Consider the following 12,906-nt stretch of genomic DNA (forward strand, 5'->3'; position numbering starts at 1 on the left):
AGTAACTCGGGAACGGCTCGGTTCACACCACGGTACCGGTCTACTGCCCGCCGGGCACGGTGAACGACAGCATCAGCTCCTGGAAGCGCGCATAGCCGGTGGTGGTCCAGTCCTGCTCCGGGTACGAGACCAGGAAGTCGTACTCGGTGCCGTCGGGCGCCTGGTAGAACTGCTCGATCTCGTGCCGCAGCTGGCCGTTCTTGTCGTTGTAGGTGAACTCCCACTGGGCGCCCTGGGTGCCCTTGTAGGTGTTCTTGCCGTGGCCGAGCACCTTGTAGCTCGAGTCCTTGGCGGCGACCTCGGCCCGGAGCGCCTCCTCGGTCTCGTACGGCGTCTTCACCGCGCCCCGGGTGACCCCGAACCGGATGAAGTGCACGTTGCTGTCCGGGCTGTAGGTGATCGAGCCGGCGCCCTTGCTGCCGTCCCTGGTCCAGCCGCCGTCGGGCAGTGCGAAGGAGAAGCCGAGATACGGGTCGTGCTCCCAGTGGTAGCCGGCCGGCAGAGCTCCCGGGGAGGACTGCCCCGAGGGCTGGTCCGACCCCTTCGAACTGCTGTCGCTCGGCGAGGGGTTCCCCTGGCCGAGCATCGCGTGGGGGTGGCGGTTGTACCAGTAGGTGGCGCCCGCGCCCGCCGCCGCGGCGATCAGACCGGCGATCAGCAGCCACGGCCAGACCCTGCGGCGCCGCCGCATCGGCTGCCGCCCGTTGCCGCCGGCCTGGTACGAGACCGCGTCCACCTCGTACGTCGGCGACTGCTGCGGGGACTGCTGCGACCGGCCCGCCCCCGTCGGGCCGGTGACCCGCGTCGGCGCGGGCTCGGCGTACAAGGGGCCGCTGATCACGCGCGGCGAGCCGGACGCGGCGGCGGGGACGAAACCGCCCTGCGCGGGGACGCGGGCCGTCGGGCCGGTCGGCACGCCGCCCGAGCGCTCGCCGGTCTCCGGACCCGTCACGGCCGTGCCCAGCGCGGTCGGGGTGTATCCGCCGTCGTCCTGCCGGTCCACGGCGGGGACGGACTGCGTGGGTGTGCGCAGCGGGGTGGGGCCAAGGGTCATGTTGGTGGTGTGGCCGCCGGCGACATGCTCCAGCATCCGGACCACGTCCGCCGCCGGGGGCCGCTCCTGCGGCTCCTTGGCCATCAGCGCGCGTAGCACCGGCGCCAGGGGCCCGGCGTTGCGCGGCTCGGGCAGCGGGTCGGTGACGACCGCCGCCAGCGTCGTGAGGGGGGATTCGCGGCGGAACGGCGACTGTCCCTCGACGGCCGCGTAGAGGGTCGCGCCGAGCGCCCACAGGTCCGACTCGGGGCCGGGACGCCCGCCGTGCACCCGCTCGGGCGCCAGGTAGTCGGGCGAACCGACCAGGTCGCCGGTGCGGGTCAGCGCGGAGTCGCCGACGAAGGTGGCGATGCCGAAGTCGGTCAGCACGACGCGCCCTGTGCCGCGCTCCAGCAGCACGTTGGCGGGCTTCACGTCGCGGTGGATCACGCCCACCTGGTGGCCCCGGTCCAGCGCGGCCAGCACCTGCGCGCCGATCCGCGCGGCCTCACGCGGGTCGAGCACGCCGTCCTGCTCGACCAGCTCGGAGAGCGAGCGGCCGTCGATCAGCTCCATCACGATCCACGGTTTGCCGTCCTGCTCCAGGACGTCGTGGATGGTGATCACGCTGGGGTGCTTGATCCGCGCGGCGGCGCGGGCCTCCTGCTTCATCCGGGACTGGACGATCTGCAGGTCCTCCTCGGCGAGGTGCCCGACGGAGAGCTCCTTGACGGCGACCTCCCGGTCGAGCATCTGGTCGGTCGCCCGCCAGACCGTGCCCATGCCGCCTCGTCCGAGGCGCGCGCCGAGCAGGTATCTGCCCGCGAGCATCCGCCCCGTCTCCGTGCCCACCGTCTGCCCCCTTGTCCGCGGGTCCTGCCGTAGGTCGTCCCGTGTCCGGCCGCGGCTGGGACCGCGGTCACGCGCACCCTATCCCGATCCTCGAACACTCCGCCGCACCGGTCGCCGTCGAGACCGGGATGTGACGCTCCGGCACCCTGACGCCCGACCGGTGGGAGGTGCTCGCCACCCCGACCGCGGGCTGCGGTCAGTGTTCGAACAGGGCGATCAGCGCCATCGCGCCGACGACCCCCAGGATTATGGCACCGACCAGCAGCGGGCCCAGGAGGACCGATCCCCGCCGTGGTGCGGCATGGTGATGACGCTCCGCGGCCTCCGACGGTTCCCGCTGCGCGGGCAGTCGCGCGCCCGTGAACGGCGCCACGGCCGGCCGCGCGGAGCTCGGCAACAGCGGCGTGGAGAGCACGGTGAAGGGCGTCGGCTCCTCCAGCGGCTCCGGCGCACGTTGCAGCAACTGCCGTAGTGCGGCCCTGACCTGGGGCAACGTCGGGCGCCGCGCCGGATCCTGGTCGAGCAGCCGGTCGATCAGCGGGCGCAGCAGGCCGGTCTGCGCGGTGTCGGGACGTGCGCCGGTGCGCACAGCGTCGAAGAGCCGGTCCGGATCCCGCTCAGGGAACGGCGGCGCGCCGGTGACCACCCGGTACAGCAGCACGCCCAGCGCCCAGGCGTCCGCGCCGGGGCCGACCGGCACGCCGACGCCGCCGACGATGCCCAGCTGCTCGGGCGCCCAGCGCTCGGGGACCGCGCCGACGATGACCGCGCGCGCGTCCCTGGCCCGCACCCGTGCCGGGCTCCACAGCGCCGTCGGCACGCCCGCGCCCGACTCGGCCGTGCCGGGGCCGCCGCAGAGCGCCTCCTGCGCGGCCGAGACGACCAGCCCGCCGACCAGCGCGGTGCCGTCCTCGCAGACGGTGACCGTCGCCGGCGTCAGGTTGCCGTGCACCAGACCGGCCCGGTGCACCGCGCCGAGTCCTGAGCTGAGGTCGTAGGCCAGCTCCGCGGCCCGATAGGGCGTCAAAGGACCGGCCTCCAGCACCTGGGCCAGCGGAACTCCGGCGACCCACTCGCCGGCGACCCACAGATAGCCGTCCTCGGCGAACACCTGGAAGACCTGGCTGAGCCGCGGGTGGTCGGCCACCGCCTGTGCCGCGAAGGCGGCGTGGGACAGCGCCAGCCCGGCCGCGTCGTCTCCCCCGGCCTCCGCGTCGGCGCCCTTCGCCGGGGGCGGCTCGTCGGCGAGCTGGTCGAAGGGGGTCACCAGCTCGGGCAGCGGCACCGCGTCCAGCAGCACCGGCGCGCCGCTGCGCAGATCCCGCGCCTCGGCCGTGCCGCCGCGCCGACGGTCCGTCAGCTGGTACCGATCGGCCAGGAGTCGGCCACCGGACGCCCTCGCCATCGGCTCAGCCCCCCGGCTTGAAGGTCTTGAAGAAGTGCGTGAGCAGCTGCTCGCTGCGGTGGTCGGCCCAGCTCGCCTCGGGCGCCGTCCAGTAGATCGCGTACGCGTGGCCCGCGTCCACCACGAAACCGCGATTGAGCGAGTGGCGGGTCGTCCCCCCCGAACGGAAGGTCCACTCCCAGTCGGCGGCGTCCCAACCGCGCCAGTCGACCTGGGCCAGCTTGATCCGGTGGTAGTCGTTCAGGCTGGGCGCGACGGAGGTCTCCTCCTTCTGCCAGGCGCGCAGCGCTCCTTCGGCGAGCGGGTGGGCCGAGAACTCGATGTCCAGCGTCCCCGCCGGGCCGGTGTACACGGTGACCGAGCCGCTCTTCCTGGTGACCCGCCAGCCGTCGGGGATCTCGATGCTCGCTCCGCCCGGCCCGTCGACGCGCTGGTAGCCGAGCGAGGAACCGGCGTCCGTACCGGTGGGGGTGCTGCCCGCGCCCGCGGCCACCGCGGCCGTACCGGTCGGAGTGGCCGCGGGGGCGGCGGCCTTCGGCTTCCGCACGGTCCCGTCCTGGCTGCCGTGCCTGCCGCCGTTGTCGTTCATCGCGGCGACGGCGGTGATCAGCAGCGCCACCGCCAGCACGACGCCGCCGACGACCAGCGCGCGCTTGTTCCTCCGGGCGGGCGGCGTGGGGACGGCCGGCTGCGGGACCGGGGCCGGCTGCACCCGCGTCCGCTCCGGCTCCGGAATCGGCGCCGGCGCCGTCTGCGTCGCGACGCGCGAGCGGCGCTCGTACTCGCCGATCACCCCGCGCAGCATCGCCTGCACGGTCGGCGCCTCCAGCCGCGCGGCCGGGTCCTTGTGCAGCAGGCCCTCGATGACCGGGCCCAGCAGTCCGCCGTTGACCAGCGGCGGCACGGGCTCGGTCATCACCGCGGTCAGCGTGGACAGCGCCGAGCCCTTGTCGTACGGCGGCACGCCCTCGACCATCGCGAAGAGCGTGGCCCCCAGCGACCACATGTCGGCCGGCGGCCCGGGCACGCCGCCACGGGCCCGCTCCGGCGAGATGTACGAGGGCGCGCCGACGAGCATGCCGGTGGACGTGACGGAGGGGTCCCCCTCCACCCTGGCGATGCCGAAGTCGGTGAGCACGACGCGGCCGTCATGGCCGATCAGCACGTTGGACGGCTTGACGTCCCGGTGCAGGATGCCGACCCGGTGCGCCTCGGCGAGCACGCCGAGCAGTTCCAGCGCGACCTCCGCGGCGCGCTGGGGCGGCAGTACGCCGTCCTGCTGGATCACCTCGCTGAGCGAGCGCGACTCGACCAGCTCCATGACGATCCAGGGCCGGCCGTCCTCCTCGACCACGTCGTAGACGGTGACGGCGGCGGTGTGCCGCACCCGGGCGATCGCCTTGGCCTCCGTCAACGTCCTTGCGACCAGCCGCCGCTGTTCGTCCTCCTCGACCCCGGCGGCGAACCTCAGCTCCTTGACGGCGACGTCGCGCCCGAGGAACGAGTCCTCGGCCCGCCAGACCGTCCCCATCCCGCCCTGCCCGAGCACGGACTCCAACCGGTACCGCCCTGCCAACAGCCCGCGCTGCTGCTCGCCGTTCATCCGGTCCCCTCCGCGTCGCTGCTGTCACCGCCCATCATCCCGTGACAGACGCGCACCAAGGAAACGGGGTTCCGCCGGCAGCCCCGTCAGGGGCACGGTGAACTGCGCGAGCAACCACCCTGCGCGGATGGCCCTGCTCGTTGAGGACCCTCCGCACAGGGTGGCTTGTCGTGCCCAAGCGCCGGAGCCGCATATCAGCAGAGCCCCGCGCCCCTGAGTGTTGCAACTGCTCCTCTGCTGAAAGGCGCCACGTCCGCGCGCCCCTGATGGTGCGGCTACTTCAGCGGAACGATGTCCGCCGCGCCGAGCCTCGCCGCGTCGGCCGCGAGGTCGTCCGGCTGTTCCTGGGACTCCCGCTCCGCGGCCACGCGCTTGCGGTAGTGCTCGACCTCCTTGTCGATCTGCGCCTTGTCCCAGCCCAGTTCGGGCGCCATCAGCTCCGCCGCCTCGGTCATCACGGCCGTCCCCCGGTCGAAGGTCTCGATCGAGATCCGGGTGCGTCGGGCCAGCACGTCGTCCAGGTGCCTGGCCCCCTCCGCCCGTGCCGCGTACACGACCTCCGCGCGGAGGTAGTCGTCCGCGCCGGTCAGCGGCTCGCCCAGACCGGGGTCGTCCACGATCAGCCGCAGCACCTCCTCCGCCAACGAGCCGTAGCGGTTCAGCAGATGCTCGACCCTGGCCACGTGCAGGCCGCTCCCGCGCGCCAGTTCGCCCCGCGCGTTCCACAGCGCGCGGTACCCCTCCGCGCCGGCCAGCGGCACCGTGTCCGTGCAGCAGGGGGCCACGCGCTGGTCCAGCGCGTGCACCACCTCGTCCACCGCGTCCTTCGCCATCACGCGGTAGGTGGTGTACTTGCCGCCCGCCACCACGACCAGGCCCGGCGCCGCATGCTGCACCACATGCTCGCGGCTGAGCTTCGAGGTCGCGTCGGACTCGCCCGCCAGCAGTGGGCGCAGGCCGGCGTAGACGCCCTCCACGTCCTCGCGCGTCAACGGCATCGCCAGCACCGAGTTGACGTGCTCCAGCAGGTACTCGATGTCCGCGCTGCTCGCGGCGGGGTGGTCCTTGTCGAGGGTCCACTCGGTGTCGGTCGTGCCGACGATCCAGTGCCGTCCCCAGGGGATCACGAAGAGCACGCTCTTCTCGGTCCGCAGGATGAGCCCGGTCGAGGAGTGGATCCGGTCCCTCGGCACCACCAGGTGAATGCCCTTGGAGGCCCGGACGTGGAACTGACCGCGCTCGCCCACCATCGCCTGGGTCTCGTCGGTCCAGACGCCCGTCGCGTTCACGATCTGCCGGGCGCGGACCTCGAACTGCGCACCGGTCTCCAGATCGTGGACCCGCGCGCCGACCACGCGCTCGCCCTCGCGCAGGAAGCCGACGACCCTGGCGCGGTTCGCCGCGTAGGTCCCGTAGGTGGCCGCGGTGCGGACCAGCATGGTCACCAGCCGCGCGTCGTCGACCTGCGCGTCGTAGTACTGCACCGCGCCGACCAGCGCGTCCTTCCGCAGCGCGGGTGCGGCACGCAGCGCCTGACGCCGGGAGAGGTGCTTGTGCAACGGCAGCCCCCGGCCGTGGCCGCTGGACACCGACATCGCGTCGTAGAGCGCCACGCCGGAGCCGACGTACGGCCGCTCCCAGCCGCGCCCCTGCAGCGGGTACAGGAAGGGCACCGGCTTCACCAGGTGCGGCGCCAGCCGCTCCAGCAGCAGGCCGCGTTCCTGAAGGGCCTCCTTGACCAGGGCGAAGTCCAGCATCTCCAGGTAGCGCAGGCCGCCGTGGATCAGCTTGCTGGACCGGGAGGACGTCCCCGCAGCCCAGTCCCTCGCCTCCACCAGCCCGGTGACCAGCCCGCGCGTCGCCGCGTCCAGCGCGGTGCCCGCGCCGACGACCCCGCCGCCGACCACCAGCACGTCGAGCTCGCGCTCCGCCATCCGCGCGAGCGCGGCCGCACGCTCCTCCGGACCCAGCTTGCTGCTCCGCATGACGCCTCCGCGTATCGCCCAGCACTGCTGATCAACAGTCTGCCGTGAAGTCCGGCAAAACGGGCGATCGTCCTGGTGAAGTCCAGGAGACCGCCCCGTGCACGGGCCGGAATCCCCGTGCCCGCTTCGCCTCGCTGCTGCTAGCCTGCGCCCGCCGATCAGAGATCCACTGGGGGACACCATGAGCGAAACCGTCAGAACCGAGGCCACCGCGTCGCCGACGACCGTCGAGGGCGAGCGCCGGCGCGGCAGCGTGGCGGTCGGCGTGCTGACCGCCGTGGGCACGGCCGTGCTCTGCGCCGTCGCCTACGCCGCGGTCATCGGCACCACCCGGACCGTCTACGGCTGGATCGGCGTGATCATCGGTGGCGCGGTCGGCAGCGCGGTGGCCCGGCTGAGCCGTGGCGGCGCGGTCACCTCCGTGGCGAGCGGGCTGAGCGCGCTCGCGGCGACCTTCCTGGGCCAGATCGTCGGCATGGGGGTGCTCACCGCGAAGGACAACAGCCTGCCCATGTTCGACGTGCTGCTGCACCACACGGACGTCGCGATGACGGTCTGGCAGGACCACCTCGGCTTCACCAACCTCCTGGGCCTGGTCCTCGCGCCGGTCTGCGGCGCGATCTTCCCGAACATCGAGCCCACCAGGAAGCGCTAGCGGCACGCTGAAGGGCCCCGGCCGAAGCCGGGGCCCTTCACGGAGTCAGCCTGGGTCAGCGGGCGACGGTGACCTCGACGCGCTGGAACTCCTTCAGCTCCGAGTAGCCGGTCGTGGCCATGGCCCGACGCAGCGCGCCGAAGAGGTTCATCGTGCCGTCGGGGGTGTGCGACGGGCCGAGCAGGATCTCCTCGGTCGTGCCGACGGTGCCGAGGTCCACCCGCTTGCCGCGCGGCAGCTCCTCGTGGACGGCCTCGCTGCCCCAGTGGAAGCCGCGGCCCGGCGCGTCGTTCGCGCGGGCCAGCGCCGCGCCGATCATCACCGCGTCCGCGCCGCAGGCGATCGCCTTCGACAGGTCGCCGGAGAAGCCCACGCCGCCGTCCGCGATCACGTGCACGTAGCGGCCGCCGGACTCGTCCATGTAGTCCCGGCGCGCCGCCGCGACGTCCGCGACCGCGGTCGCCATCGGGACCTGGATGCCGAGCACGGTCCGGGTGGTGTGCGCCGCGCCGCCGCCGAAGCCGACCAGGACGCCCGCCGCGCCGGTGCGCATCAGGTGCAGGGCGGCCGTGTACGTCGCGCAGCCGCCGACGATGACCGGGACGTCGAGCTCGTAGATGAACTGCTTGAGGTTCAGCGGCTCGGCGGCGCTGGAGACGTGCTCGGCGGAGACCGTGGTGCCGCGGATGACGAAGATGTCGACGCCGGCGTCGACGACGACCTTGGAGAACTCGGCGGTCCGCTGCGGCGACAGGGCCGCCGCCGTGACGACACCCGAGTCGCGGATCTCCTTCAGGCGCTGCGTGATCAGCTCGGCCTTGATCGGCTCGCGGTAGATCTCCTGGAGACGACGGGTCGCGACGGCCTCGTCCTTGACCTCGGTGATCTCCTGCAGCAGCGGGCGCGGGTCCTCGTAACGGGTCCACAGGCCCTCGAGGTTCAGCACGCCGAGACCGCCCAGACGGCCGAAGGCGATGGCCTGCTCGGGCGAGACCACGGAGTCCATCGGCGCGGCCAGGAACGGCAACTCGAAGCGGTAGGCGTCGATCTGCCACGCGATCGAGACCTCCTTCGGGTCCCGCGTGCGGCGGCTCGGGACGACCGCGATGTCGTCGAAGGCGTACGCCCGTCGGCCCCGCTTGCCCCGCCCGATCTCGATCTCGGTCACCTGTCCTGCTCCCTCGGTTGTGCTCAGCGTGCGACTGCCGTGCCCCAGTATCCCGCACAACGCGCAGGGGAGCCGCCCGGTCTCATTCCGGAGCGGCTCCCCTGCGGGGCTGCGACGATCAGCTGTGGTAGTTCGGCGCCTCGACCGTCATCTGGATGTCGTGCGGGTGGCTCTCCTTCAGCCCCGCCGAGGTGATCCGGACGAAGCGGGCGTCCTGCTTCATGGACTCGATCGACTCGGCGCCGACGTAGCCCATGGACTGCCGCAGACCGCCGACCAGCTGGAAGATCACCGAGCTGAGCGGGCCGCGGTAGGCGACCTGGCCCTCGATGCCCTCGGCGATCAGCTTCTCGTCGGAGGTGACGTCGCCCTGGAAGTAACGGTCCTTCGAGTAGGACTTCGCCTGGCCGCGCGACTGCATGGCGCCCAGCGAGCCCATGCCGCGGTAGGACTTGAACTGCTTGCCGTTGATGAACAGCAGCTCGCCCGGGGACTCCTCGCAGCCGGCGAGCAGGCTGCCCAGCATGACCGTGTCGGCGCCGGCGGCCAGCGCCTTGCCGATGTCGCCGGAGTACTGCAGGCCACCGTCGCCGATCAGCGGCACGCCGGCCGCGTGGGCGGCCACGGCCGCCTCGTAGATCGCCGTGACCTGCGGGACGCCGACACCGGCGACCACGCGGGTGGTGCAGATGGAACCGGGGCCGATGCCGACCTTGATGCCGTCGCAGCCGGCGTCGATCAGCGCCTGCGCCCCGTCACGCGTCGCGACGTTGCCGCCGACGACGTCGGCGTCGATGGACGACTTGATCTTCGCCATCCAGTTGAGCGCGTTGCGGTTGTGGCCGTGGGAGGTGTCCACGACGATGAAGTCCGCACCGGCGGCGGCGAGCGCCTGCGCCCGCTCCAGCGCCTCGGCGGAGGCGCCCACGGCCGCGCCGACGATCAGACGGCCCTCGGCGTCCTTGGCGGCGTGCGGGTACTTCTCGGCCTTGACGAAGTCCTTGACCGTGATCAGGCCCTTGAGCTTGCCCTGGTCGTCGACGAGCGGCAGCTTCTCGATCTTGTGGCGGCGGAGCAGCCCGATGGCGTCCTCGCCGGAGATCCCCACCTGGCCGGTGATCAGCGGCATCGGCGTCATGACCTCGCGGACCTGACGCGTGCGGTCCAGCTCGAAGGCCATGTCGCGGTTGGTGACGATGCCGAGCAGGCGACCCTCGGGGTCGGTGACCGGCACACCGCTGATCCGGAACTTGGCGCACAGCGCGTCCGCCTCGGCCAGCGTGGCGTCCGGGGACACCGTGATCGGGTCGGTGACCATGCCGGACTCGGAGCGCTTGACCAGGTCGACCTGGTTCACCTGGTCCTCGATGGAGAGGTTGCGGTGCAGCACGCCGACGCCGCCCTGACGGGCCATGGCGATGGCCATCCGGGCCTCGGTGACCTTGTCCATGGCAGCCGAGAGCAGCGGGATGTTGACCCGCACATTGCGCGAGACGCGCGAGGAGATGTCCACAGCGTTCGGCAGGACCTCGGAGGGGCCTGGCAGCAGCAGCACATCGTCGTAGGTAAGCCCGAGCATGCCGAACTTCTCGGGTACCCCAGCTGCGTTGTAAGACATGACACCCTTCCCGAAGTGGATCCGTGGAACTCCTGGACGGGAAGCTGGTGGCCGCACCCGCCCGACGCGACACGGCGCCTACGGGGGCCGCGTTGGTGGGCAGCTCGGCACCGTTGACTAATTCTACCGGGCCCGACGGGGCCCCCTTGTGCATCAGGAACAACTGAGGTAGCAGTCACATTCCCGACTCCTGGACGATCATCCAGTTGCGCAGCCCTTCGCGTCGGCGGGCCGGTTGCACTGACCTCAGGGGCGCGGGGAACGGCGCGGGCGACCACCCGGGGCGGATGGCCCTGCCCGATCGGTGTCACACGTCCCAGGGTGGCTTGTCGCGCAGCTCCCCGCGCCCCTGGGGTGCCGCAACCGACCGTCTGCCCGAAACGCTACGCCGAGAGGCCTTCCGTGCCGCCCTCCGCGAGTGCGCGGAGGCGCGAGAGCGCGCGGTGCTGGGCGACGCGGACCGCGCCGGGCGACATGCCCAGGACCTCGCCCGTCTCCTCCGCCGTGAGCCCCGCGCCGATCCTCAGCAGGACCAGTTCACGCTGGCGCTGCGGCAGGAGCGCCAGCAGCTCGCGCATCCACGCCGCGTCACTGCTCAGCAGCGCCCGCTCCTCGGGACCCAGCGCGTCGTCCGGGGTGTCCGGCAGCTCCTCGCCGAGCGGCACGCTGTGGCCGGGGCCACCCCGCATCGCCGCGCGTTGCAGATCGGCGATCTTGTGCGCGGCGATCCCGTAGACGAACGCCTCGAAGGGGCGGCCCTCGTCGCGATAGCGCGGCAGCGCGCAGAGGACGGCGAGGCAGACCTCCTGCGCCACGTCGTCCACATGGTGCCGGGCGTTGCCCGGCAGCCGGACCAGACGGGCCCGGCAGTACCTCAGGACCAGCGGGTGCACCTGCGACAACAGCGCGTCGACCGCGTCGGGATCACCCTCGACCGCGTGCACCACGAGCGACCCGATGGGCACGCCCGGCCCCGTCGCGGGGCTCGCCTCGTCGTCACGCACTGGTCCATGGTGCCTGGTCATGGGCGAAAACGTGACACCGCACCCTGACTTGTGCATCGGAACGTTATCCGCCACGCCACCATCCCCGCCCAGCCGGACTCCGCGCTACACCCCCATGGTGCGCCCTCGGGTGGGAAGCAGGCCATGCCCCCTCCCACCCGGGTGAGGACTCAGCGAACCAGGCCCCAGCGGAAGCCGAGCGCCACCGCGTGCGCCCGGTCCGACGCACCCAGCTTCTTGAACAGGCGACGCGCGTGCGTCTTGACCGTGTCCTCGGAGAGGAAGAGCTCGCGGCCGATCTCTGCGTTGCTGCGGCCATGGCTCATGCCCTCCAGCACCTGGATCTCACGTGCCGTCAGCGTGGGAGCCGCGCCCATCTCCGCGCAGCGGAGCCGGCGCGGGGCGAGCCGCCAGGTCGGGTCGGCCAGCGCCTGGGTGACCGTGGCGCGCAGCTCGGCGCGGGAGGCGTCCTTGTGCAGGTAGCCGCGGGCGCCGGCGGCGACGGCCAGGGCCACGCCGTCCAGGTCCTCGGCGACCGTGAGCATGATGATGCGGGCCCCGGGGTCGGCGGACAGCAGCCGCCGCACCGTCTCCACCCCGCCGAGGCCGGGCATCCGGACGTCCATGAGGACCAGGTCGGAGCGGTCCGCGACCCAGCGGCGGAGCACCTCCTCGCCGTTGGTGGCCGTGGTCACCCGGTCGACGCCGGGGACGGTGGCCACCGCGCGCCGCAGCGCCTCCCTGGCCAGCGGGGAATCGTCACAGACGAGAACGGATGTCATGACCCGCCTCCGCAGCTGATGAGCGTCACGTTGAGCCTCCTGGCTGGTACGAATCGTCACCGGCACGGCCTCCGGTGTACTGGCGTCTTCCCCGACGCCCGTGCCGTTTGCCGCCTCCGCACTCCCAACGACCGTCACCCGAATGAGTTACGGCCTGGCAGCAGCCTCCACCACTCTACGTGGCTGAACCGCTACGGATCATCCACCTCGCGGGGCATACCGGCGCAAATGCGTCGCTCGTGCGACGCCCGCGCGCCTCGCCGGGCGTGCCGTTAGGCCCAACGAGTGCACCCGCATGCAGGACACGCTTCCCTTCCGTGCGTCCGGTTAGTCCGTTTTCATGGGATTTGATGGTTATCGGCACGTTATGCAACGCTGATGGCCTCTTGTCCGTTAGATCTGCATGAGTCATATTTCCATCAGTTCGTACTGAATCGCTAGCACCACTCAAGGGAATGACGACCATGGCCGACTACTCACGGCTCCCTGGCCCGAACGCAGACCTGTGGGACTGGCAGCTCTCCGCCGCATGCCGCGGCGTGGACAGCTCTCTGTTCTTCCACCCGGAGGGCGAGCGGGGCGCGGCCCGCAGCTCGCGCGAGCAGTCCGCGAAGGAGGTCTGCATGCGGTGCCCGGTGCGCGCGGAGTGCGCGGCGCACGCGCTGGCGGTACGGGAGCCCTACGGGGTGTGGGGCGGACTCACCGAGGACGACCGCGAGGAACTGCTCGGGCGCGCCCGCCGGCGCACGCTCGACCCGCTCTCGCTCCTGCCCGTCGACTGAAGGAACGTTTCTGCACCAC

At 72.2% G+C, this 12,906-nt stretch carries 10 protein-coding genes; 2 read left to right on the forward strand and 8 right to left on the reverse strand.

Going from position 1 to position 12,906, the window contains the following annotated elements:
• Positions 1-40 precede the first annotated feature (40 nt).
• The 4 genes from BS83_RS47765 to BS83_RS23935 form a co-directional block, all read right to left on the reverse strand.
• Positions 41-1,885 (reverse strand): serine/threonine-protein kinase, encoded by a 1,845-nt coding sequence (locus tag BS83_RS47765; RefSeq protein ID WP_232248470.1) that lies wholly within the window; start codon positions 1,883-1,885, stop codon positions 41-43.
• A gap of 196 nt (positions 1,886-2,081) precedes the next feature.
• On the reverse strand, positions 2,082-3,290 hold the full coding sequence (locus tag BS83_RS23925; RefSeq protein ID WP_051943784.1) for a protein kinase family protein: 1,209 nt from the start codon (positions 3,288-3,290) through the stop codon (positions 2,082-2,084).
• Positions 3,291-3,294: 4 nt separating this feature from the next.
• Positions 3,295-4,893, reverse strand: coding sequence for a serine/threonine-protein kinase (locus BS83_RS42910; protein WP_037605641.1), 1,599 nt, complete (start codon positions 4,891-4,893; stop codon positions 3,295-3,297).
• Positions 4,894-5,168: 275 nt separating this feature from the next.
• Complete coding sequence (locus BS83_RS23935) at positions 5,169-6,878, reverse strand: glycerol-3-phosphate dehydrogenase/oxidase (protein WP_037605642.1); 1,710 nt, start codon at positions 6,876-6,878, stop codon at positions 5,169-5,171.
• Positions 6,879-7,059: 181 nt separating this feature from the next.
• Here BS83_RS23935 and BS83_RS23940 point away from each other — a divergent pair, with 181 nt between their 5' ends.
• Positions 7,060-7,533: a hypothetical protein gene (locus BS83_RS23940; RefSeq protein ID WP_037605643.1), complete on the forward strand. Its 474-nt coding sequence runs from the start codon at positions 7,060-7,062 to the stop codon at positions 7,531-7,533.
• A gap of 55 nt (positions 7,534-7,588) precedes the next feature.
• Here the strand turns inward: BS83_RS23940 and BS83_RS23945 are convergent, their stop codons facing one another.
• The 4 genes from BS83_RS23945 to BS83_RS23960 form a co-directional block, all read right to left on the reverse strand.
• A complete protein-coding gene (locus BS83_RS23945; RefSeq protein ID WP_037605645.1) occupies positions 7,589-8,701 on the reverse strand; it encodes a GuaB3 family IMP dehydrogenase-related protein in 1,113 nt (370 codons plus the stop codon).
• A 118-nt stretch (positions 8,702-8,819) separates the two neighbouring features.
• The gene (gene guaB, locus BS83_RS23950) at positions 8,820-10,319 is read right to left on the reverse strand and encodes an IMP dehydrogenase (protein ID WP_037605646.1); all 1,500 of its coding nucleotides are present in this window, start codon (positions 10,317-10,319) and stop codon (positions 8,820-8,822) included.
• 383 nt (positions 10,320-10,702) lie between these two features.
• Positions 10,703-11,323, reverse strand: coding sequence for a sigma-70 family RNA polymerase sigma factor (locus tag BS83_RS23955; RefSeq protein WP_037605647.1), 621 nt, complete (start codon positions 11,321-11,323; stop codon positions 10,703-10,705).
• Positions 11,324-11,493: 170 nt separating this feature from the next.
• On the reverse strand, positions 11,494-12,105 hold the full coding sequence (locus BS83_RS23960) for a response regulator transcription factor (RefSeq protein ID WP_030251459.1): 612 nt from the start codon (positions 12,103-12,105) through the stop codon (positions 11,494-11,496).
• Between the two features lie 464 nt (positions 12,106-12,569).
• Here BS83_RS23960 and BS83_RS23965 point away from each other — a divergent pair, with 464 nt between their 5' ends.
• Positions 12,570-12,887, forward strand: a complete 318-nt coding sequence (locus tag BS83_RS23965) for a WhiB family transcriptional regulator (RefSeq protein WP_037609747.1) — start codon at positions 12,570-12,572, stop codon at positions 12,885-12,887.
• Positions 12,888-12,906 lie beyond the last annotated feature (19 nt).

It is taken from the genome of Streptacidiphilus rugosus AM-16 (genome assembly GCF_000744655.1).
Taxonomy (GTDB): Bacteria; Actinomycetota; Actinomycetes; order Streptomycetales; family Streptomycetaceae; genus Streptacidiphilus; species Streptacidiphilus rugosus.

Bases quoted from the DNA above. Each gene is read 5' to 3' on its own strand.
- BS83_RS23925 (WP_051943784.1), bottom strand. From the start codon at position 3,290: ATGGCGAGGGCGTCCGGTGGCCGACTCCTGGCCGATCGGTACCAGCTG.
- BS83_RS42910 (WP_037605641.1), bottom strand. From the start codon at position 4,893: ATGAACGGCGAGCAGCAGCGCGGGCTGTTGGCAGGGCGGTACCGGTTG.
- BS83_RS23935 (WP_037605642.1), bottom strand. From the start codon at position 6,878: ATGCGGAGCAGCAAGCTGGGTCCGGAGGAGCGTGCGGCCGCGCTCGCG.
- BS83_RS23940 (WP_037605643.1), top strand. From the start codon at position 7,060: ATGAGCGAAACCGTCAGAACCGAGGCCACCGCGTCGCCGACGACCGTC.
- guaB (WP_037605646.1), bottom strand. From the start codon at position 10,319: ATGTCTTACAACGCAGCTGGGGTACCCGAGAAGTTCGGCATGCTCGGG.
- BS83_RS23960 (WP_030251459.1), bottom strand. From the start codon at position 12,105: ATGACATCCGTTCTCGTCTGTGACGATTCCCCGCTGGCCAGGGAGGCG.
- BS83_RS23965 (WP_037609747.1), top strand. From the start codon at position 12,570: ATGGCCGACTACTCACGGCTCCCTGGCCCGAACGCAGACCTGTGGGAC.